This is a genomic window from Aeromonas sp. A35_P, assembly GCF_002259925.1.
GTDB classification, from domain to species: Bacteria; Pseudomonadota; Gammaproteobacteria; order Enterobacterales; family Aeromonadaceae; genus Aeromonas; species Aeromonas dhakensis.
In genome coordinates this window covers 57,130-79,032 of sequence record NZ_NEVB01000187.1, presented here as the reverse complement: position 1 = coordinate 79,032, position 21,903 = coordinate 57,130, and the positions used below count along the sequence as shown (strand labels likewise).

Annotated in this window: 20 protein-coding genes; 13 read left to right on the top strand and 7 right to left on the bottom strand. The window is 61.3% G+C overall.

Going from position 1 to position 21,903, the window contains the following annotated elements; all coding sequences use genetic code 11:
• The first annotated feature begins 277 nt into the window (after nt 1-277).
• Together CAK78_RS12100 and ilvN are read left to right on the top strand one after the other, a co-directional pair.
• Nucleotides 278-1,996 carry an acetolactate synthase 3 large subunit gene (locus CAK78_RS12100; protein WP_094697429.1) on the top strand — a complete coding sequence of 573 codons (1,719 nt, stop codon included), beginning with the start codon at nt 278-280 and terminating at the stop codon, nt 1,994-1,996.
• Entirely contained in the window at nt 1,996-2,490 is a 495-nt protein-coding gene (gene ilvN / locus CAK78_RS12095; RefSeq protein ID WP_094697428.1) for an acetolactate synthase small subunit, read from the top strand. Before CAK78_RS12100 ends, ilvN begins: the two co-directional genes overlap by 1 nt.
• Before the next feature lie 406 nt (nt 2,491-2,896).
• Here ilvN and pta read toward each other — a convergent pair whose 3' ends face one another.
• Together pta and CAK78_RS12085 are read right to left on the bottom strand one after the other, a co-directional pair.
• A complete protein-coding gene (pta, locus tag CAK78_RS12090; protein ID WP_017763828.1) occupies nt 2,897-5,068 on the bottom strand; it encodes a phosphate acetyltransferase in 2,172 nt (723 codons plus the stop codon).
• A gap of 51 nt (nt 5,069-5,119) precedes the next feature.
• The gene (locus tag CAK78_RS12085) at nt 5,120-6,322 is read right to left on the bottom strand and encodes an acetate kinase (RefSeq protein ID WP_094697427.1); all 1,203 of its coding nucleotides are present in this window, start codon (nt 6,320-6,322) and stop codon (nt 5,120-5,122) included.
• Nucleotides 6,323-6,624: 302 nt separating this feature from the next.
• Here CAK78_RS12085 and yfbV point away from each other — a divergent pair, with 302 nt between their 5' ends.
• On the top strand, nt 6,625-7,065 hold the full coding sequence (yfbV, locus tag CAK78_RS12080) for a terminus macrodomain insulation protein YfbV (protein ID WP_017779105.1): 441 nt from the start codon (nt 6,625-6,627) through the stop codon (nt 7,063-7,065).
• 62 nt (nt 7,066-7,127) lie between these two features.
• Here the strand turns inward: yfbV and CAK78_RS12075 are convergent, their stop codons facing one another.
• The 3 genes from CAK78_RS12075 to CAK78_RS12065 form a co-directional block, all read right to left on the bottom strand.
• The gene (locus tag CAK78_RS12075; protein ID WP_094697426.1) at nt 7,128-7,628 is read right to left on the bottom strand and encodes a YfbU family protein; all 501 of its coding nucleotides are present in this window, start codon (nt 7,626-7,628) and stop codon (nt 7,128-7,130) included.
• A gap of 408 nt (nt 7,629-8,036) precedes the next feature.
• A complete protein-coding gene (gene bcp, locus CAK78_RS12070) occupies nt 8,037-8,501 on the bottom strand; it encodes a thioredoxin-dependent thiol peroxidase (RefSeq protein WP_017782128.1) in 465 nt (154 codons plus the stop codon).
• Between the two features lie 20 nt (nt 8,502-8,521).
• Nucleotides 8,522-9,055, bottom strand: coding sequence for a glycine cleavage system protein R (locus tag CAK78_RS12065; RefSeq protein ID WP_005304323.1), 534 nt, complete (start codon nt 9,053-9,055; stop codon nt 8,522-8,524).
• 272 nt (nt 9,056-9,327) lie between these two features.
• Between CAK78_RS12065 and dapA the strand changes: the two genes are divergently transcribed.
• The 3 genes from dapA (at nt 9,328) to CAK78_RS12050 (ending at nt 12,501) form a co-directional block, all read left to right on the top strand.
• A complete protein-coding gene (gene dapA / locus CAK78_RS12060) occupies nt 9,328-10,215 on the top strand; it encodes a 4-hydroxy-tetrahydrodipicolinate synthase (RefSeq protein WP_005304320.1) in 888 nt (295 codons plus the stop codon).
• Nucleotides 10,208-11,332, top strand: coding sequence for an outer membrane protein assembly factor BamC (gene bamC, locus CAK78_RS12055; protein WP_025202176.1), 1,125 nt, complete (start codon nt 10,208-10,210; stop codon nt 11,330-11,332). Before dapA ends, bamC begins: the two co-directional genes overlap by 8 nt.
• 65 nt (nt 11,333-11,397) lie before the next feature.
• Complete coding sequence (locus CAK78_RS12050) at nt 11,398-12,501, top strand: phosphoribosylaminoimidazolesuccinocarboxamide synthase (protein ID WP_176452766.1); 1,104 nt, start codon at nt 11,398-11,400, stop codon at nt 12,499-12,501.
• 133 nt (nt 12,502-12,634) lie between these two features.
• Here CAK78_RS12050 and CAK78_RS12045 read toward each other — a convergent pair whose 3' ends face one another.
• Entirely contained in the window at nt 12,635-13,237 is a 603-nt protein-coding gene (locus tag CAK78_RS12045; protein WP_094697425.1) for a short chain dehydrogenase, read from the bottom strand.
• A 97-nt stretch (nt 13,238-13,334) separates the two neighbouring features.
• On the opposite strand from CAK78_RS12045, the gene CAK78_RS12040 reads away from it, so the two are divergent.
• The 4 genes from CAK78_RS12040 (at nt 13,335) to CAK78_RS12025 (ending at nt 16,270) form a co-directional block, all read left to right on the top strand.
• Nucleotides 13,335-14,234 carry a LysR family transcriptional regulator gene (locus CAK78_RS12040; protein WP_094697424.1) on the top strand — a complete coding sequence of 300 codons (900 nt, stop codon included), beginning with the start codon at nt 13,335-13,337 and terminating at the stop codon, nt 14,232-14,234.
• 72 nt (nt 14,235-14,306) lie between these two features.
• Complete coding sequence (locus tag CAK78_RS12035; RefSeq protein WP_254924762.1) at nt 14,307-14,963, top strand: DUF2057 domain-containing protein; 657 nt, start codon at nt 14,307-14,309, stop codon at nt 14,961-14,963.
• Between the two features lie 72 nt (nt 14,964-15,035).
• Nucleotides 15,036-15,473 carry an HIT domain-containing protein gene (locus CAK78_RS12030; RefSeq protein ID WP_094697423.1) on the top strand — a complete coding sequence of 146 codons (438 nt, stop codon included), beginning with the start codon at nt 15,036-15,038 and terminating at the stop codon, nt 15,471-15,473.
• A gap of 98 nt (nt 15,474-15,571) precedes the next feature.
• A complete protein-coding gene (locus CAK78_RS12025) occupies nt 15,572-16,270 on the top strand; it encodes a DUF3334 family protein (protein WP_094697422.1) in 699 nt (232 codons plus the stop codon).
• 67 nt (nt 16,271-16,337) lie between these two features.
• On the opposite strand, the gene CAK78_RS12020 is transcribed toward CAK78_RS12025, so the two are convergent.
• Nucleotides 16,338-17,336, bottom strand: coding sequence for a DUF2860 family protein (locus CAK78_RS12020; protein ID WP_094697421.1), 999 nt, complete (start codon nt 17,334-17,336; stop codon nt 16,338-16,340).
• A gap of 206 nt (nt 17,337-17,542) precedes the next feature.
• Here CAK78_RS12020 and arcB point away from each other — a divergent pair, with 206 nt between their 5' ends.
• From arcB to CAK78_RS12005, 3 genes are all read left to right on the top strand, one after another.
• Nucleotides 17,543-19,855 carry an aerobic respiration two-component sensor histidine kinase ArcB gene (gene arcB / locus CAK78_RS12015; RefSeq protein WP_094697420.1) on the top strand — a complete coding sequence of 771 codons (2,313 nt, stop codon included), beginning with the start codon at nt 17,543-17,545 and terminating at the stop codon, nt 19,853-19,855.
• Nucleotides 19,856-19,883: 28 nt separating this feature from the next.
• A complete protein-coding gene (gene dgt, locus CAK78_RS12010) occupies nt 19,884-21,260 on the top strand; it encodes a dGTPase (RefSeq protein ID WP_094697419.1) in 1,377 nt (458 codons plus the stop codon).
• 324 nt (nt 21,261-21,584) lie between these two features.
• Nucleotides 21,585-21,788: a hypothetical protein gene (locus CAK78_RS12005; RefSeq protein WP_094697418.1), complete on the top strand. Its 204-nt coding sequence runs from the start codon at nt 21,585-21,587 to the stop codon at nt 21,786-21,788.
• Nucleotides 21,789-21,903: the final 115 nt, after the last annotated feature.

The following is a 21,903-nucleotide window of genomic DNA, read 5'->3' as shown; positions in this document are numbered from 1 at the left end:
GCATCAAGGACTTGTTCGCACTTTCCTTAATAGTTGTTTGAAATTTATGACTGTTGTGGTCAGACAAAGCCGTGGACAACCGTTCACAAGCGGGTTAAGTTGGTTTTTCACCCGCTTTGCGGGTGAATGATGGAAAAAACCTATTTTTCTACTATCGACAGCGCCGAACTCGCCGGGTCCGTATTCAGACAACAACAACGCACGGGCCGGCGGTGCCGGGAAGCAGCGGACTGCCGATAGCTTTCGCTTAACGGAGCAAAGCCTGGAGGGCTTTATCATGGAGATGTTATCAGGCGCCCAGATGGTGGTTAGAGCGCTGGAAGATCAGGGAGTTGAGCACGTTTTCGGCTACCCTGGTGGCTCAGTGCTCGACATCTATGACGCTCTCTTTGAAAACGGCAAGATGGAGCATGTCCTGGTGCGGCACGAGCAGGCCGCGGTGCACATGGCGGACGGTTACGCCCGCTCCACCGGCAAGGTGGGCACTGTGCTGGTGACCTCGGGTCCCGGTGCCACCAACTGCATTACGGGGATCGCGACCGCCTACATGGATTCCATTCCCCTGGTGATCCTGTCCGGCCAGGTGCCGACCAGCATGATCGGGGAGGATGCGTTCCAGGAGACCGACATGATCGGTATCTCCCGCCCGGTGGTGAAGCACAGCTTCCTGTGCAAGAAAGCCAGCGACATTCCGGCCGCCATCAAGAAGGCCTACTACATTGCCGCCAGCGGCCGCCCGGGGCCGGTGGTGGTGGATCTGCCCAAAGACGTGCAGAACCCGAAAGAGAAATTCCCCTACGAGTATCCAGATACGGTCTCTCTGCGCTCCTACAACCCGACCAAGTCGGGTCACAAGGGCCAGATCAAGCGTGCCGCCAAGCTGCTGGTGGAGGCGAGCCGCCCGGTGATGTACGTCGGCGGCGGTGCCATCAACGCCAATGCGGATCACCTGGTGACCAAGCTGGCGGAGCTGCTGAACCTGCCGGTGACCACCACCCTGATGGGGCTGGGGGCCTTCTCCGGCACTCATCCGCAGTTCATCGGCATGCTCGGCATGCACGGTACCTTCGAAGCGAACAAGAGCATGCACAACGCGGATCTCATCTTCGCCGTGGGTGCCCGTTTCGATGACCGCGTCACCAACAACGTGGCCAAGTTCTGCCCCAACGCCACCATAGTCCACATCGACATCGATCCCACCTCCATCTCCAAGACGGTGCAGGCTCACGTGCCCATCGTCGGCTCGGTGGAAACCGTGCTGGAGCAGATGCTGGAAGTGATCCGCGAGTGCGGTTTTGACAACGACAAGCAGGCGCTGGCGGACTGGTGGAGCCAGATCGGCCAGTGGCGTTCGCGCAACTGCCTGGCCTACGAGACCCACCCCACCCTGATCAAGCCGCAACAGGTGATAGAGACCCTCTACAAGGTGACCAAGGGGGAGGCGTTCGTGGCCTCCGACGTGGGTCAGCACCAGATGTTTGCCGCTCTCTACTACCCGTTCGCCAAGCCGCGCCAGTGGATCAACTCCGGCGGCCTCGGCACCATGGGGTTCGGTATTCCGGCCGCCATGGGGGCCCAGTTTGCCAACCCGGATGCGGTGGTCTGCTGCGTCACTGGCGACGGTTCGGTGCAGATGAACATTCAGGAACTCTCTACCTGCATGCAGTACGGGGTGCCCATCAAGATCATCTCCATCAACAACCGTGCACTGGGCATGGTCAAGCAGTGGCAGAAGATGTTCTACGGCGGTCGCCACAGCCACTCCTACATGGAATCCCTGCCCGACTTCGTCAAGCTGGCGGAAGCCTATGGCCATGTCGGCATTGCGGTGAGCGATCCGGCGGAGCTGGAGAGCGCCATGGAGAAGGCCTTCGCCATGAAGGATCGGCTGGTGTTCATGGACATCTCGGTTGACCCGGATGAGCACGTCTATCCCATGCAAATCAAATTTGGCGCCATGGACGAGATGTGGCTGAGCAAGACGGAGAGAACCTGATGAGACATATAATTTCCGTTCTGCTGGAGAACGAATCCGGCGCCCTGAGCCGTGTGGTGGGCCTCTTCTCCCAGCGTGGCTACAACATCGAAACCCTGACGGTGGCCCCCACCGAGGATCCCTCCCTGTCGCGCATGACCATAGTCACCATGGGTGACGAGCGGGTGCTGGAGCAGATCCAGAAACAGCTGCACAAGCTGGTGGACGTGCTCAAGGTGTGTGACTTGAGCGAGGGGGAGCACATCGAGCGGGAAATCGCCCTGGTCAAGGCGCGCGCCGCCGGTGGCGGTCGTGACGAGCTGAAACGGCTGGCGGATATCTTCCGTGGCCAGATCGTCGACGTCACCCCCGAGCTCTACACGGTGCAGCTGGTGGGGACCAGCGAGAAGCTGGATGCCTTCATCAAGACCGCCGCCCAGACCAACGAGATTGTCGAAGTGGTGCGTTCCGGGGTGTGTGGCATCTCCCGCGCCGACAAGGCGCTGCGTCCCTGAGCCATCGCTTGGCAGCAGGCAGGTTAAAGGGGCTCCTCGGAGCCCCTTTCTTGTGGGCGTCTGGCGGAGTGGAGGGCTGACACGAGTCTGTCATTTTCTTTCAAATGATCGGTAAACTATCCACAAAAGCTGTGGAAAACTCTGTAGATTAGCGGTGTGTCTGGCGTTAGTGTGCTGATCTTAAAAGGATATTTGGATCTGATCTGCGCTGGGGCGCAATTGTGCAATCGACTCTGGCGGGTGTGAGTGTTTGCTTATCCCGCCGCCCTTGCAGGACTGGCACCCGTCGCCGAGCGGGGGATCCTGGCAGGATCCCGATTTGATCTTGCGGATCAACATTTCCCCAAGTCAGCCATAAAAAAACCCGCCTTGCGGCGGGTTTTTCAGCAGGCAGAGCCTCGGACGATTACTCGGCCTGGGCTGCCTGGATACCGGTCAGGGCGATGGTGTAGACGATGTCGTCAACCAGGGCGCCGCGGGACAGGTCGTTGACCGGCTTGCGCATGCCTTGCAGCATGGGGCCGATGGAGACCAGGTCAGCGGAGCGCTGTACCGCCTTGTAGGTGGTGTTGCCGGTGTTCAGATCCGGGAACACGAACACGGTGGCCTTGCCTGCTACCGGAGAGTTCGGTGCCTTGGACTTGGCCACGTTCTCCATGATGGCCGCGTCGTACTGCAGCGGACCGTCGATGATGAGGTCGGGGCGCTTGGCCTTGGCCAGTTCGGTCGCTTCACGCACCTTCTCTACGTCTGCGCCGGCGCCGGAGGTGCCGGTGGAGTAGGAGATCATGGCCACACGCGGCTCGATGCCGAAGGCGGCAGCGGAGTCGGCGGACTGGATGGCGATCTCGGCCAGCTGCTCGGCAGTGGGATCCGGGTTGATCGCGCAGTCACCGTAGACCAGTACCTGGTCCGGCAGCAGCATGAAGAAGATGGAGGAGATCAGGGAAGAGCCCGGGGCTGTCTTGATGATCTGCATCGGCGGACGGATGGTGTTGGCAGTGGTGTGCACCGCGCCGGATACCAGACCGTCGACTTCGTTGCGCTCCAGCATCATGGTACCCAGTACCACGTTGTCTTCCAGCTGTTCGCGGGCAACCACTTCGGTCATTCCCTTGTTCTTGCGCAGCTCGACCAGACGGGCCACATAGCGCTCGCGCACGGCAACCGGATCGATGATCTCGACGCGGTCGGTCAGTACCACGCCCTGCTGTTCGGCGACGCGGCGGATCTCTTCCGGGTTGCCCAGCAGCACCGGACGGGCGATGCCACGCTCGGCACAGATGGCGGCAGCCTTGATGGTGCGCGGCTCTTCCCCTTCCGGCAGCACGACGCGCTTGTTGGCCTGACGAGCCAGCTCGGTCAGCTGATAACGGAAGGCCGGCGGGCTCAGGCGACGGGAGCGGGTGGACTTGGCGGAGAGAGACTCGATCCAGTGCTTGTCGATGTGGCCGGCCACATAGTCCTGCACCAGCTCGATACGCTCGCGGTCATCTTCCGGAATGTCGACGTTGAAGTTCTGCAGGCTGACGGCGGTCTGCCAGGTGTTGGTGCCGGTGATCATGATCGGCAGGCCGGTAGCCATGGCCTGTTGGCACAGCGCCATCACCTGGGGTTCCGGGTGATAGTTGCCGGTCAGCAGCAGGGCGCCCAGCTTGACGCCGTTCATGGCGGAGAGGCAGGCGGAGACGATGACGTCGGAACGGTCGCCGGAGGTCACCAGCAGGCTGCCCGGACGGAAGTGCTCGATCATGTTGTGGATGGAGCGGGCACAGAAGGTCACGGTCTGCAGACGGCGGCTGTCCAGCTCACCCTTGTGCAGGATCTTGGCAGCCAGGTGCTTGGCGAGATCCTTGGCGCGCGGGGCGATCAGCTGGGTGTTCCAGGGGATGCAGCCGAGGATGCGCAGAGGGCTCTTGCCGAATACCTGCAGTACTTCCAGGTTGTGAGCTGTGTCGGCGCCGTGGTGATGGGCTTCGAACATCTCGGTCAGATCGGGGCGGGTCACGCCGTGCTCGTCAACCGGTGCACCCACCTTGTTGATGACGCAGCCCACGATGCGGGGGTTGCTGACGCCACCGAAGTTGGAGCAAGCCAGCTCGATGCGCTCTTTCAGCTTCTGGCTGGAGTCGTTGCCCGGGTGGGTCACGAACACCATGTCGGCGTCCAGCGCCTTGGCGACGTCGTAGTTCAGCTTGTTGGCAAACGGCTGCTTGTCGGTCGGCACCATGCCTTCGATGACCAGCACTTCGGCACCGCTGGCCTTCACGTGCTCTTCAAAGCGGGCCACGATCTCTTCCAGCAGGATGTCGGTATTGCTGGAGGTGATCATGTTCTCGGCGTAGGAGAGGGCGAACGGCTCGGGCGGGTTGATGTTGGCAGCAGCGCGGATCACGGCGGTGGAACGCTCGGTACCGGTTTCACCCGGACGCGGCTGAGCGACCGGTTTGAAGAAGCTGACATTGACACCGTGACGCTCCATGGCGCGAACGACGCCAAGGCTCACGGAAGTTACGCCGACACCAGTGCCGACCGGGATAAGCATAATAGTGCGTGCCACTTTATACCCCTTGTTCATTTTTGGGATCAGGAAAAGGCCGCCCTTGGGCGGCCTTGCTCTACAGCGAAATTATGCGCCGACCAGTTCCAGCGCGTCGTGGGCGATGACCCACTCTTCGTTGGTCGGGATAACCAGGGCCTTGGTGGAGCCAGCCTTGGTGATCTCGCCACCCTTGCCGAAGCGAGCCTTCAGGTTGGCGTCGTGATCGACGTCGAAGCCCAGCAGACCCAGTTTGTTCAGGGTGATTTCACGGATCGGGGCGGAGTTTTCACCGATACCACCGGTGAAGACCACGGCGTCCAGACGACCGTCCATGGCGGCGGCGTAGGCGCCGATGTACTTGGCCAGGCGATAGCAGTAAACGTCCATGGCACGCTTGGCTTCTTCTTTGCTGTCGTAGTTGTCTTCAACGAAACGGCAGTCGGAAGTCACTTCGGTCAGACCCAGCAGGCCGGACTCTTTGGTCAGCATGGTGTTGATCTGATCAACGCTCATGCCCAGCTTGTCGTGCAGGAAGAAGATGATGGCCGGATCGATGTCGCCGGAACGGGTACCCATCACCAGGCCTTCCAGCGGGGTCAGACCCATGGAGGTGTCGACGGACTGGCCGTTCTTGATGGCGCAGACGGAGCCGCCGTTGCCCAGGTGGCAGTTGATGATGTTCAGCTCTTCCACCGGCTTGTTCAGCTGCTTGGCAGCTTCCAGGCTGATGTAGTAGTGGCTGGTGCCGTGGGCGCCGTAGCGACGGATGCCGTTCTCTTTGTAGAGCTTGTACGGCAGGGCGTACAGGAAGGCTTCTTCCGGCATGGTCTGGTGGAAAGCGGTGTCGAACACGGCCACGTTCTTCTCGGCCAGCGCCGGGAACACGCGACGGGCTTCACGGATACCAATCAGGTGAGCCGGGTTGTGCAGCGGGGCGTACGGTACGGCGGCTTCGATGCCGGCGATGACGTCGTCGCAGATGCGCACGGAGGAGGTGAAGCGCTCGCCGCCGTGTACGACACGGTGGCCGATGGCGATCAGGTTCTTGGACAGCTCCGGGTTGAGCGGCAGGATCTTGTTGACGATGTAGTCCAGCGCTTCCTGGTGAGCGGCACCGGCGCCCAGATCGGCACTGCCTTTCTCGCCGTTCAGTTTCCACTTGATGCGGGCGTCGTCGAGGTTGAAGCACTCGGCCAGGCCGGACAGCAGGTCATCACCGGTGGTTGCGTCAATGACAGCAAACTTCAGGGAAGAGCTGCCACAGTTAAGAACAAGAACCAGCTTACTCATGAATAAATCCTATCGCAGATTGGGTTGTGTAGGAGGATGCGTTGGACGCGCTGTGTCCAAAAACTTTCAACTTATCCTTATGAGGGTTGGCAATCTGTTGCTTGCCCCTTGTATAGTGATACAAGACCCGAAATCCAGACGTCCCTGACGGCTCAACGGCAGGCCGTTGGCGCAAAAATTGGGCGTACAAAGGATAACCCGATTGTTGAAAAATAACAAAGTCATCCTCAACCTTTGTTATTGTGCATCAAATATTGTCGTGGTTTTGCCGTTAATACGTTCAAAAAGAGCTCGGAGGTAGCATGAGCATGAACATTTTTGGAACTAAGTTACAGCAAGGCCGTCATTATATGACCCTTTGGCCCCGCCGTCCCGAGCTTAATTCCATGTTCCCGGAGAATCGGGTGATCAAGGCCACCGAGTTCGCCCTCAAGGTGATTCCTGCGCTGGCGGTGCTCAGCGTCATGCTGCAGTTCCAGTTTGGCGAGCAGCACTACTGGCCTTCCGTCATGACCTCGGTGCTGTTTCTGCTCAGCCTGCCGCTGCAGGGCTATTACTGGCTTGGCCAGCGTGCCGATACCCGGTTGCCGCCCTCCCTTGCCAGCTGGTATCGCGAGATCAACGGCAAGATGAACGAACAGGGCGGTCAGCGCCAGCTGGTGGCCCAGCCGAGATACGAAGAGCTGGCCGATACCCTCAATGCCGCCTTCAAGCAGCTGGACAAATCCTTCCTCTACGAGTGAGGCCCCACGGGCCTGCCAACCGGACAAAGGCGCCTCGCGGCGCCTTTTTCATGGCTGCCGGATCAGGCTGCCAATACCTTGCGGATCTCCTGGATGGAGAGCTTGTACTGGCGCGGGCACTGGCGCCAGGCCGCCAGCATGCGCTGGTACTTGTCACGCATGGCGATGTCGCTGGAGAGCTCGTCGCACGGGCACTTGAGTTCGGGGAAGCGCTTGTCTACCTCCAGCAGGAAGCAGACGTAGTCGGCCAGCTCCCGCTCCTGGCTGCGGCTGTAGCCGTTGAACTCCAGCCGGCTGGCATTGATTTCGCCCTGATCGGCTGTGTCCAGGTTGCCCCAGGAGATGGCCAGCGCATGGTGCAGCTCCAGGGTGTCGATCACCTCCTGGCAGGTGGCGAGGTCCAGATGGCCGAAGCTCTTCTCCAGTTCGAGGATCTGCAGGCAGTAGCCGCGCTCGATGATGGTGCTGGCCCGTTGATAAAACGCCGCCTTCTCCGGATTGAGTTTGGCCAGGATCTCGTACTGGTTGCTCAGGATCAGACGTTCGGTGTGGCTCATGTTCATGGGCTTTTCTCACTGGAAAATGAAACTGGGGTCACGTTAACCCATATATAGGATGAATTTTTTGATCTGGCAGGGGAGGTTGGCGAGATTGCGGGGCGCTAAATCAGCGCAGGCGCGGGTTGGTTAATTAAATGTAACGGCCGGCACCTTGCTTTCTGGCCCGTTGGCGCAACAATAAGGGCGTCATTTGGCTTGTACCGAAAGACCCGTCACCAAGGCATCCCGTTACGGATGCACATTGCCCCGCCATGGAAAACAACAAGGCTGCCGCCCCTCATCCGGGCAGGTGACCGAAAGGGGAATATTGCGTGCCCCCCGTCTGCAATGCAGAAAGGCTGCGACATGCGAATAAAAAAGGGCCTGCGCTTGCAGGCCCTTTCCATATCAGCAGTACCGGTATCTGGGGTTTCAGCCCTTGAGCAGATCGAGCACCACCTGATGGTGATCGCTGGTCTTGAACTTGTCGAAGCGATGGCTAATCTTGCCCTCTTCGTCGATGAGGAAGCTGAGCCGGTGGATACCGTCATACTCCTTGCCCATGAACTTCTTCGGGCCCCAGACGCCAAACGCATCGGCCACCGCATGATCTTCATCGGCCAGCAGGCGGAAGTTCAGGCTGTCGCGCTCTTCGAATTTTTTCAGCCGCTTGGCGCTATCCGGGCTGATGCCGAGCACCACCACATTGAGGGCGGCCAGTTCGGCGTTGACGTCGCGCAGGCCGCAGGCCTGGGTGGTGCAGCCCGGGGTCATCGCCTTGGGGTAGAAATAGACGAGCACTTTCTTGCCGCGCAGGTCGGCCAGGCGCACCTGGTTGCCGTCCTGGTCGGAGAGGGAAAAGTCGGGGGCCAGGCTGCCAGCGGATAAAGGTTGCATGGGATCTCCTTGATGAGCCGTCAGGCGTGTTTGTTGTTGACGATGAATTCGAACGATTCTGCGCCCAGTTCACGACAGAATCCGGCGAAGGCCGCCTGCGAGCCGGCCGCCTCTCCCTGCTTGGCCAGATTGAGCTGAAAGCTGGCCTTGAGCAGGTTGAACGGCTGCTGTTCCAGGGTGATGGTCTGCATGGCCTGGATGTCCCAGCCGTGATCGCTGAAGAACTGGGTGCACTGGCTTACGATGCCCGGCTGGTCCCGGATCAGGATCTCGGCGTTGGCGCTGATGTCGTATTGCAGCGACTGGTGGCGCTCGGTGCGTTTCATCATGGTGATGAGGTCCCACTCCTGACTGCGCAGGGGCAGGCTTATCTCGAGCTGCATCAGGCTGTTCCAGTCACCGGACAGCAGCATGATGAAGGTGAATTCATTGCCGAAGATGCCAAGACGGCTGTCGACAATGTTGCAGCCACAACCACTGACGTGGCGGGTGACCTCATTGACGATGCCAGGCCTGTCCGTGCCTATGGCCGTTACGACCAGGTAATGAGTCATAAATCTTCTCTCGTCCATTAGCAGGTGGCGAATGCGGGCGGCGGGCACGTCGACCGAAGGGAGCTGGCCCGCGCGGCCGCGTGGCGACCCTGCTGAGAATCTCGTTGTGGCAAGCGTCCTGCCGGGTGGTGGCGGGCCGTATCCGGCGCCAGTTTCCGGCGCTTGCGCACGGCTGTGTGTGCCGGATGGTAACACGGCTTGGCCGTGGCCTCCCTTGTTTTTCCAAGGGGGCAGCTTTACCATAACGCCCCTGAAAATCGGGAGAAATATCCATGTTGCGCGGTAGTATTGTTGCCCTCGTTACCCCCATGCTGGCTTCAGGTGAAGTCGATTGGGCCAGTCTTGCCAATCTGGTCGAGTATCATGTCAGCGCCGGAACCAGCGCCATCGTCGCGGTGGGGACCACGGGGGAGTCGGTGACCCTGAGCGAGCAGGAGCACATTGCCGTCGTGGAGAAAACCGTGGCACTGGCCGCCGGACGCATCCCGGTCATCGCCGGCTGTGGCTCCAACAATACCGCCCATGCCGTCGCCCTGGCCAAGCGCTTCGCCGAAACCGGCGTGGTAGCGGGTCTCTCGGTCACACCTTATTACAACAAACCCACCCAGGAAGGTCTCTATCGTCACTATTGTGCGATCGCCGAGGCTAGTGGTCTGCCCCAAATTCTTTATAATGTGCCCGGTCGTACCGGTTGCGATCTCAAACCGGAAACGGTAGCCAGACTGGCCAGGGTGCCCGGCATCATAGGCCTGAAAGAGGCCACCGGGGATCTGAGCCGTACGCCGCTGCTGCGTGAGCTGTGTGGTGCGCAATTCGCACTTTATAGTGGCGATGATGCCAGTGGATGTGATTTTATGCTGCAAGGCGGTGACGGTGTCATTTCGGTCACCACCAATATTGCAGCGGCCCAGATGGCCGACATGTGTCGTGCTGCGCTGGCCGGCGATGCCGGGCGGGCGCATGACATCAACAATCGATTGATGCCGTTGCATCAGACTCTGTTCTGCGAACCGAGCCCCATCCCGGTGAAATGGGCCTGCGCCCAGCTGGGATTGATTGCGACGGCCACCTTGCGTCTGCCGCTCACCGACCTCACTGCCGAGGGCGAGCGGGCGATGGCGCGAGCACTGACGACTGCGGAGTTGATGGCGAGTGTTTAAAGCAAATGGAAAGGGAAATGCAGTGCGCCTGGTGCTGAGCGTGGCGACCGTTGCCGTGCTGGCAGCCTGTAGCTCACCCCAGGAACGCAAGATGGCCAACCGTGGTTTCGAGTACGAGGATGCCCGCCTTGAAGGCCGTGCTTTCCTGGTACCGGCCGGGTTGAGTACCCCCGCCTTTAACAGCAGTTTCGACATTCCGCCCCTGCCAGAGAGCAGCCGTGACGGCGCCCTGGGGGCCAAGGTGGATGTGCGTCCGCCTGCTCAGCTGCTGACAGTGGTACCGGGCAGCCAGGTGGTGACCAATGCCGGTGAGCCCACCATGGCCTTCTATGCCCTCAGCACCTCCCAGAGCGTGGAGCGCGATACCTGGGCCTTCCTGATGAACTTCCTCGCCCAGTACAAGGTCACCACCGAGAAGCTGGACCAGCAGGCCGGCGTACTGCAGACCGGCTGGTTTGACAACACCAAGGCGCTCGACGGCTGGAGCGAAGAGGACGATGACTTCGTCATTCGCCAGCGCTACCAGTTCACCCTGCGCAACGATCCTCAGCGTCACGCCGTCAACATGTCGGTCCGGGTACTGGATCATGAAGAGACCGTCGATGGCGAGACCAGCAAGGAGCTGACGCCGGCCGATGCCCAGCGCTACGCGACCCGGGCCCTCAACCAGTTCTCGCTCTACTACGACAAGCAGCTCAAGTCCCGCGAGCAGCACAAGGCCAACGATGGCATGGGGCTGGAGCTGGGTCTGGACAACAACGAGCTGAGCGCCTGGATCGCCGACGGCTCGTTTGACCAGGTGTGGCGTCGTCTCAATCAGGTGCTGCCGGCTTACGGGTTCACCATCAAGGATACCCAGCAGTCGCTGGGCTGGATCGACGTGGAGTACGACGAGCCGGGCAGCGAATTCTGGAAGGCCAAGGGCAGCGAGCCGTTCAAGCTGGACGAAGACAAGTATCGCTTCCAGCTTGGCGAGATGGCGGGGGGCAAGACCTCCATCACCCTGTTCGACAAGGACAAGAAGCCCGTGTCGTCCGGCGTCATCTCCCAGATGTACATCAGCCTGTCCGAGGCGTTCGCCAAGGGTCTGGCTGACCAAGCTGCAAAAACAGAATAGAAACAGGGGCCTTGTGCCCCTGTTTTGTTATGTTAACCCCCCACAAACAGGAAGTGTTACTTACCATGAGTCTTGCAGATCAAGTATTGGCGGTGAACGACGATTTGCCGATCCGTACCGATAAACCCGTCCATTCCGGCAAGGTGCGCAGCGTCTACTGGCTGACCGCCGCAGACAGTGCCCGCCTCATCCGCGAGAAGGGTTACGACGTACCGGCGGATGCGCCGCTCGCCATCATGGTGATCAGTGACCGGATCTCGGCCTTCGACTGCATCTGGCAGGGCGTGGACGGGCTCAACGGCGTGCCGGGCAAAGGGGCTGCGCTCAACGCCATCTCCAGCCACTGGTTCAAGCTGTTCAAGGAGAAGGGGCTGGCCGACAGCCATATCCTGGACATCCCCCATCCCTTCGTCTGGATCGTGCAAAAAGCCCGCCCCGTGATGATCGAGGCGATCGCCCGCCAGTACATCACCGGCTCCATGTGGCGTGCCTACAAGGATGGCGAGCGCGAGTTCTGCGGCATCACCCTGCCGGAAGGACTGAAAAAGGATCAGAAGCTGCCTGAGATCCTCATCACCCCCTCCACCAAGGGCGTGCTGACCGGGCTGGACGGCGTGCCGGAAGCCGATGACGTCAACGTCTCCCGTGCCGACATCGAGCGCCACTACCAGGGTTTCAACTTCAGCAAGCCGGCCGACATCGACCGCTACGAAGTGCTGCTCAAAGAGGGCTTCAACGTCATCAGCGACGCGCTGGCCGAGCTGGATCAGATCTTCGTCGACACCAAGTTCGAGTTTGGCTACGTCCAGGATGCCGCCGGCAACGAAAAGCTGATCTACATGGATGAAGTGGGCACCCCTGACAGCTCCCGCATCTGGGATGGCGCAGCCCTGCGCGACGGCCAGATCGTCGAGAAGTCGAAAGAGGGTTTCCGCCAGTGGCTGCTCAATCACTTCCCGGATCCGGACATCCTGCTCAACAAGCACCGCATGCCGGAGCGCTTCGCCCTGGCCCGCGACAACAAGTTGCCGACCGAGGTGATGATGGACATCTCCAACACCTACGTGGGGATCGCCGAGAAGATCATCGGTCAGCCGCTGGTACGCAGCGCCAATCCGAAGCAGGAGATCATCGAGGTGCTGCGCGAGCAGTACGGGCTGATCGACTGAGGCGTACCGCCTTTTTTACTGCCGTAAAAACAAACGTTTGCCACGCCAGCCAGTGCGCAAACAGCAACTGAACGGGCCCCATCACGGGGCCCGTTTTTCTTGCCGTGCCGGCTGGGCGGCAAAAGGGCGGCGATCAGCCGTTGACCCTGAACACCTGGCCGGTCTGTACCCCCAGTACCGACTTCTGGTATGCCTGGGCCACCCTGGCGGCGGGCACGGGGACGAAGCCCGGGAAGAAGGCGGCGTATTTGTCCATCGACTCCGCCAGCACGGTCGGGCTCACCACGTTGATGCGCAGGCCCCGCGGCAGCTCGCAGGCGGCCGCCTTGACGAAGTGTTCGACGGCGCCGTTGATGGTGGTGACGCTGGCGCCCCAGTTGATGGGCTCCTCGCTCAGAATGCCGCTGATCAGGGTGATGGAGCCCTTGTCGTTGAGGTGGGGGATGGCGGCGCGGGTCAGGTTGATCTGGCCCATCAGCTTGCTCTGGATCCCCAGCTGCCACTCTTCATCGGTCATCTCGGTCAGGGCGTTGAACGCGGCACTGCCGCTGGCCACCACCAGCGCATCGAACTGCCCCAGCTTGGCAAACAGCCCCCTGATGGAGGCGGGATCGCGCATGTCGACCCTGGCATCCCCCTGGCTGTGGCCGACCCGGATCACCTGGTGATCCTTTGCAAGCAAGTCGCTGACGGCAGAACCTATGGTGCCGGAGGCACCCACAATCACAATCTTCATCTCAGTCACTCCTGGTTGGGATGTGTTGATTCTAGCGCGCTAAAAAAGGGGAAAAAGCGCGTAAAATAAACCCATTGTTTCCAAATTGGAGCTAATGATGGACATCACCCATCTGGCCAGTTTTTACGAAGTGGTACAAAGGGGCAGTTTCTCCGCCGCCGCCGATGCGCTGGGGGTGAGCAAGGGGATGCTGAGCCGTCATGTCAGTGCGCTGGAGTCCTCCCTCAATGCCCAGTTGCTGCAACGCACCACCCGCCGGCTCAGCCTGACCGAGGCGGGCTCCACCCTCTACCTGCAGGCGGGGGAGATCTTCGCGCTGGCCCGCCAGGCGGAGCAGGATATCCAGGCCCTGACCGAGGAGGATGGCGGCCGGCTGCGCTTCACCTGCCCGATCAGCGCCGGCGATCGCATGGTGAGCGAGCTGCTGGCTCGCTTTGCCGAGCTCTGCCCCGGGGTTGCGGTCGAGCTCAACTTCACCAATCAGATGGTCGACATGAGCCAGGGTGAGCATGACATCGCCCTGCGAGCCATGAGCGAGGTGCCCGACAACCTGGTGGCCATGTCGCTGGGCCGGCTCAGGGATGTGGTGGTGGCGAGCCCCACACTGGTGGCAAGGGAGGGCAAGCCGGCCACCCCTTATGAGCTCAGCGGGCGTGCCTGCCTGCTCATGGGGAGCAACCCGGCCTGGGAGCAGTGGCACTTCAACCGGGAGGGGGAGGAGGCGCACATCCTGGTGCAAGGCAAGGTGCGGGCCAATCACTACAGCACAGCGCTGCAGCTGGCCCGGGCGGGGCTGGGCTATGCCAAGTGTCCGCTGGTTGCAGTGGAAGCCATGCTGGCGGCAGGGGAGCTGGTGACCGTGCTCGACGGCTGGCACAGCGGCCTGCACCCGCTTCATATCCTTCATGCCCAGCAGCGGCGGGTGCCGCGCAAGATCAGGCTGTTCAAGCAGGTGCTGGCCCAGTGGTTTGCCGAGCGGCCCCAATACCTGCTCTGAGTTGCCGTTATTTTTCTGTCATCTTCGGCTGCTAGCCTGCGCCCATCAACGCGATCAGGAAGATGAACGAAGATGAAGGGTTGTCGATATCGAAATGGTGTGTCGCTGCTGTGCGCCGCCCTGGGCATGAACATGATGCTGGGCACAGGCTCGGCGCACGCTGCGGTTGAGGTGACGGTGCCGGCGGATTTCCAGATCCTGGCGGTGAGCGCCGGCACCCTGCACGACGAGCAGCACGCCACCCTGCCGGATGGCGAGCAGCAGCTGCTGGTGCGTTATGAAGGGGTGATCCCGAGTCGCAGCAGCAGCGAGAATGACCGCCAGCTGCGCTCCGCACCTCAGGTGCTGCGCTATCAGGCCAGCCAGCAACAATTACAGCTGGTCGCCAATTTGCCGAGTGATGAGCGGGGCATGGCGCAGTATGCCAAGTCTCCCGTCATGGGGCTGCAGGCCGACGGCAAGGTGATGGCGAGCGAGCAGGATGCGCTGGTGACCAGCGGCATGCTGATCGGCATGGACTGGCGCGCCAAGCTGGCCGAATACAATCAGAGTAGTGGCAAGGCGGCGCTGACGGCGGTTTCTGTTTCTGCAATTCCCGCGGCCGTGGTCGCCAGAGAGGTTGCGCCGGTAGCGGCCAGCGAGCTGGAGGGGCAGTTGCAGCAACTCTTCCTCAAAGCGGAGCCGGCCCTTCGCAAGCGCTTTGTCAGCTGGGCCGTGCCGCGGCTTTAAGTTTGCCGTCCGTTGCAGTAACGTGGGGGCTCTCATCGTGTCTAGCGCCCATCTTATTGCAACGAGGTCTTCATGTTTGAATTGCACAGTCGCCTGCAGGCGGATACCCGCCTGCTCGGCGATCTGCCTCTCTGCCGCGTCCTGCTGGCCAAGGACAGCCAGTATCCCTGGCTCATCCTGGTGCCGAGAGTGGCCAATCTGCGGGAAATTCACCACCTGGCGCCGGCCCAGCAACAGCAGCTGATGCAGGAGTCCTGCGCGGTGGCGACCCTGATGGAGCAGGCGCTGCGCCCGGACAAGATCAACGTGGCGGCGCTTGGCAACCTGGTGCCCCAGCTGCATCTGCACCACGTGGCCCGTTTCAGTACCGACAAGGCCTGGCCTGGCCCCATCTGGGGGGCTCATCCCTCCTTGCCCTATGATGAATCGACTCTGCAGCGGGAAGCCGCTGGCTGGCGGCTCAAGCTGGCCAATCTGGCCGGATTCACTCCCCTTGAAACTGACAGTTGAATCAAGTGAGAGGCGGCTCGCTATTTCGACGCCCGGGCCGCGCTATCTGTTAGAGTTATGGTATAGATAAGCCCATTTTCGATGTTCAGGAAGGTCCCATGATAGTGACAAGAGCCGACGATGATACCGTATTGACCACAGAGGACGTGCTGTTGAGCCTGTGCCATTCGGTGACGGATGTATTGAGTGCGGCAACCCAGAGTCAGGTGCGTTTCTCCGGCATGGTGCAGCGGATCAGCAAGACCTGCCTCAAGCCGGATATCGGCTGCTTCGTGCTGTTTGACGGCGGCTTCTCCGGCCTGGTGGTGATCAACTTCTCCGCCTCCGCCGCCATGGAGCTCTACGAGAGCTACATGCTCAGCATGGGGCTATCCAAGGAAGATCTCGCCATCTCCCACACCTCGGACGAGGTGAGCAACGTCATGGGTGAGCTGATGAACCAGATCGTCGGCAGCTTCACCGTCAAGGTGGGCCGGGATCTGCAGACCCACATCACCCAGAACCAGCCGAAAATGCTGGCTCTCAACAAGCAGGTGATGCTGAGCGTCGATACCAACCTCGACAGCCCGGAGTCGCGCCGGGTCACCTTCTTCACTGCCCGCAACAACATCTTCTATCTGGAGCTGGCGATGGACAAGACCGAGTTCATCCGCATCCACAACGACGGCATGGATCAGGAGGAGCTGGATCCCGATGCCCTGATCGCCCAGACCAAGCGCGAGGCTGCCCAGCCGGCTCCGGCCGCCGCCCCGGCGGTCAACGACCACGACGATCTGCTGGACTCCCTCGGGATCTGATTTTTCCGCCGTCCGCAATGCACGAGGCCACCCATGGGGTGGCCTCGTTTGTTGGTGCGGGTCGGTCTTAGAAGTTGTAGAGCAGACCCGTGCTGAAACGGGTGGACTGGCTGTCGTAGAAGTCGATGTCCGAGTCGGCATTGGAGTAGGCCGCGGTGAAGGTGGCGGCCAGGGCCTTGACGCCGAACAGGTTGTGCCAGAAGAAGGTGCTGTTGACGGCGAATTCGTCCGCGTCGGCACGTTGGCCGAAGATGGGGTTCGCCTCGTCGTACTTGCGCTTGCCGGCGTAGAGGTTGCTGACGATGGACCACTGGGGGCCGCGTTTGGCGTAGGTCAGCTTCAGGCCGGTGTTCTTGAAGCTCTCGGCGCTGCCGTCCAGGCGGGCCTCCTTGTAGAGGATGGCTGGCTCCAGCAACTGGTTGCCGTCGAAATGGAACTGGTAGGAGAGCTCCATGTCGTGCACCTTGCCGTTGCGATCCAGCATGCCGGCGTAGTGGGTGCCGTGGCTCTGGTCATACTGTTGGCCGCTGCGCTCCTCGTCCATGTCCACCTCCCGGGTGGTCAGGTTGCCGTAGAAGTTGCTGCCCCAGATCTTGTCCCAGGCGAAACGCGCCCCTTTTGACTTCAGATCGGTCGAGCTGCGATCCACGCCGGTGGCGAAGGGGTCGCTCCACAGCTCCACCGGCATGACGTTGAACACCAGCGAGGTGGCAACTATGCCCTTGTCACCCATCTCCTGGCGCAGGCCTAGCTGCTGGGTGAAGTCGAAGCGCACCGCGTCCTGGATCAGGTTGCCGAGGAAAATCTGGGTACGGGTATCGGCGAAGGTGTAGCGGATGTCTGCGTTGAGCAGCGGGGTCAGGCCGCTTTCACTGTCGGGTGAACCGAGATCATTGATACGGCTGTGGTTGTCATCGCCCGCGTAGAAGTTGGACTTGTAGCTGACGGCGTTGACCCCGCCCAGCAGAAAACCGGACCAGCCGGACTGCTTGGGGATCTCGCCCAGATCGGCGTGGGCGGCATTGGCTGCCAGCAGGCCAAGACTCAGCAGGGTGAGATTGCGCATCGATGAGGCTCCTGAAATATCAGTTGGTTGATTGAACGGCCGAGCATTATAGCCAGCCTGGCTTAATGCGGGCTGACCGAATTGACTCTGGCATGCTACCCCAGCGCAAGGAGGAGGTTAATCGATAATTTATCGTGCGATGGCAGAAGAGTTCGGCGTGCTGTGCTGGTATTCTGTTCGGCGAATATCGGGGAGAAAACAATAAGATGAAACAAATAAAATCCTGGGCGCAATATTACGTCGACCTGATGACCAAGCTGGGGCTGGTGCGATTCAGCATGTTCCTGGCCACCGGCATCATAGTGCTGGCCGTCTCCATCCAGATGGGGGTCACCCTGTTTCTGCGCGGCACCGTGGATATCGTCGACCTGGTGCGTTCGGTCTTCTTTGGCTTGCTGGTCACCCCCTGGGCCGTCTATTTTCTCTCCATCGTGGTGGATCAACTGGAGGACTCCCGCCAGCGGCTGACCCGCATGGTGCGCAAGCTGCAGGACATGCGCGAGCGGGATCTCGAGCTCAACAGCCAGTTGCAGGAGAACATCAGCCGTCTCAACGCCCAGATCGCCGAGACCAACCGGGCCGAGACCCTGCGCCAGCAGGCCATCGAGGATCTGGAGAACGAGGTGTTCCAGCGCGAGAAGGCCCAGCTGCACCTGGGCGAGCGTACCGCCCTGCTGCGCTCCTTCATCGACTGCTCTCCCGATCTGGTCTATTACCGCAACGAAGACGAACAGTTCTCCGGCTGCAACCGCGCCATGGAGGAGCTGACCGGCAAGGTGGAGGCCGAGCTCATCGGGTTGACCCCTTTCGACGTCTACAAGCACGACATCGCCAGCAAGGTGGTGGAGACCGACAAGCAGGTCTTCGCCAGCAACGAGCCGCTCACCTATGAGCAGTGGCTGGAGTACCCCGATGGCCGCAAGGCCTACTTCGAGCTGCGCAAGGTGCCTTTCTTCGACCGCTTCGGCAAGCGGCTCGGCCTGCTCGGCTTTGGCCGTGACATCACCGAGCGCAAGCAGTACCAGGACAAGCTGGAGAAGGCGAGCCGCGACAAGACCACCTTCATCTCCACCATCAGCCACGAGCTGCGCACCCCCTTGAACGGCATCGTCGGCCTGAGCCGCATGCTGATGGATACGCCGCTCGATCCCACGCGGCATCAGCAGCTCAAGACCATTCACCTGAGCGCGGTGACCCTTGGCAACATCTTCAACGACATCATCGATCTGGACAAACTGGATCGGCGCCGGCTGGAGATTGCGCCGACCCGCATTGATCTGCCCGCCTTCCTCGATGAGCTGGAGACGCTGTCGCGTATCCAGGCGGAGCAGAAGGGGCTCTATCTGCACTTCGATCGGGATGGGGACATGCCGCAGTTCGTGATGGCGGACGGCACCCGGCTGCGCCAGGTGCTGTGGAACCTGGTGGGCAATGCAGTGAAGTTCACCGACGAAGGCGGGGTGACGGTACGCTGCCTAGCCCATGCTGCCGACGCGCCGGGCAAGCTGGCGCTGCACTTCGAGGTGGAGGATACCGGCATCGGCATTCCACGGGCCCAGCAGGAGAAGATCTTCGCCATGTACTACCAAGTACAGGGCAAGAAGCACGCCACCGGCACCGGCATCGGCCTCGCGGTCTCCCGCCAGCTGGTGCAGGCGATGGGCGGCCAGCTCTATGTGGACAGCGATCCGGGCGAGGGGTCCTGTTTTACCGCCGAGCTGGAGGTGGAGTGCATCGAGGGAGAGGTGTCCGCCCCCGAGCCAGAGATGCCGTCCCTCGACATCCTGCTGGTGGAGGACGTCGAGCTCAACGTGACCGTGGCCTGCGCCCTGCTGAGCAAGCTTGGCCACCAGGTCAAGGTGGCGCGCGATGGCGCCCAGGCGCTGGCCATGGCCAACCCGGATGATTTCGACTTGATCCTGCTCGACATCCAGTTGCCGGACATGACGGGGTTCGATGTGGCGGAGCAACTGCTCGCCCGCTACGGCGAAAGTTTGCCGCCCATGGTGGCGCTCACCGCCAACGCCACCGGCGATCGCCAGTACTACCGGGATCACGGCATGCAGGATGTGATCAACAAGCCGCTCGGTTCGAAGGCGGTGCGGGAGGTGATTGGCCACCTGTTTGCCGATCTGGCCGGGGACGAGGCGGACGAGCAGGCCGATACCGTCAGCCAGGATGCGCTGCTGGACCTGCCCTTCCTCACCGACTATGCCGATACCGTGGGTAAGCCGGTGCTGCTCTCCAGCGTCGAGCTGTTCGAGAAGATGATGCCCGACTACATGGCGGTGCTCGACTCCAACATGATTGCCCGGGATCAGGCCGGCGTGGTGGAGGAGGCGCACAAGATCAAGGGGGCGGCGGGCTCCATCGGCCTGCGCCGGCTGCAGCAGACGGCCCAGCTGATCCAGAGTCCGGATCATCCGGCCTGGTGGGAGAACGTGGAAGACTGGATTGAGACGCTGCGCCGGGAGTACCCGGGCGATATCGCCCGCTTGCGGCGCTGGTTGCTCTCATAAACGCGCTGCGCTGGCAAGGAGCTGCAACATGTATAGCCGTTTGATTACCCCCGAGCGGATCCACCCCTGGGGTGACGAGGAACTGCTGGAGGCGACCGAGCAGGATCGCGCCCGTATCGTGCAGGCAGCGCCGGTGCGCCGGCTGCAGCAGAAGACCCAGGTCTTCCCGCTCGATGTGAAGGCCTCGGTGCGCAGCCGCCTCACCCATTCACTGGAAGTGCAGGAGACCGGTCGCCAGATCAGCCGCCGCGTTCTGGCGGCCCTGCCGGCAGGCGCTGTGTGCGAGGGGGCCTTCGTCAATCTGGTGGAGATGTCCTGCCTGTTGCACGACGTCGGCAACCCGCCGTTCGGCCACTTTGGCGAGCAGGTGATGAGCCAGTGGCTGGCGCAGGAGCTGGACGGCCTGTTTGCCGCTGCGCTGGGCAAGGCGCCCAGCCCGCAGTGGGCCGAGCTTCGTCAGGATCTGCTGGTGTTTGACGGCAATGCCCAGAGTCTGCGGCTGGTACACAGCCTGCACGAGTTGAATCTGACCCTGGGGCAGCTGGCGGCACTGTGCAAATATCCGCAGCAACCGCCGGCGGGCCGGCAGGCAACCCCCTACTATGGCCAGCATCATGGCTGGAGCAGCAAGCGCGGCATCTTCTTCAGCGAACAACCACTCTATAGCGCCCTCGGCCAGAGCCTGGGGCTGGCCGCCGGCTGTCGTCACCCGCTGGTCTACATCATGGAGGCGGCGGACGACATCTCCTACTGCATCGCGGATCTGGAAGATGCGGTGGATCGGCGCATCCTCGGTCTCGGCGAGCTGCTGCAGGCGCTGCGGGAGGCGGATGGTGGTGACTACATGGCGGCGTTGCTGAGTGCGGCCGTCGACTCGGATCGCGGCTTCTTTCCCCATTTCCGCCAACAGCTGACCCGGGATCTGGTGGCGCTGGCCGCCAGCACCTATGTGAGCGAGCACACCCAGATCCTGAGCGGCGCCTATCCTCAGGCCCTGCTGCACGGCCAGGCGCCGGCGGCACGGGTGCTCGACATCCTCAAGCGGGTAGCGCGCGAGCTGGTGTTCATGCGCCCCGAGGTGGAGGCGCTGGAGCTGGAGGGCTACGCCGCCCTGCGCGGTGTGCTCTCAACCTACGCCTGCCTGCTGGCGCTGCCGGCCAGCCAGTTTGAGCGCCTGCTGGCGGGGCAGGGGGGCAGCGAGCTGTTCTTTGCCCGCCGGCTTTACCATCGCCTGTCGGCCCGCCATCTCAAGGCCTACCGGCTGGCGGTGGCCAGCCGGGATCCCCGTTTTGCCGAGGAGGCGGAGCAGGAGTGGTATTACCGGGTGCGCCTGCTGCTCGACTACGTGAGCGGCATGACGGACACCTATGCGTTGGAGGAGTTTCGGCTGCTGTCCGGCATCTGAGCGTGATGGCGTCTGCATGACTGTTCCGGATGAGTATTGATAGATGGCTCACCTCCCCATATGGGGGGTGAGGTTCTTGTATAAAATTCGGTCTTTTTTTAGACTGTGGCAACTTGTTCAACTTTCACACGGTAAGGAGACGGATATGCAACATTCAATGCTAAACGTTGCGTTCGACCGCTGCATCAGCAGCGCGAATACTCGTGCTCTTTTTCTGCCGCGTGGAGGAAACAGGTAACACCTGCTTTTTCATCACCCGCGGTTGTCCCGCAGGGTGATCTCTTCTTCTCTCCGGGGGAACCGCACGTTCAACTGGAGAATATTATGTCTATCGAACTGACCCTGCTGCGCACCGTCGAGACCCTGGTCCAGAAACGGATTACCCGGCTGGAGCGTCGTATCAGCTATTTGCAGCTGTCGCCTGCTCTGCTCAAGGACATCGGGCTGGAAGGGCAAAATGTGCAGATCGCCCACATCCGTGAGCGGGAATATCAAACCGGCTTCCGACTCGGGAATCGAATAACCTGATGATGTGGGGCCTGGCCCCATTCTTGCTAGAAAACGGCAGGCGTGAGCCTGCCGTTTTTCGTATCCGGACGAGTTCTACTACGAATTTCTATTCGCACATTTTGCCAAAATCCCT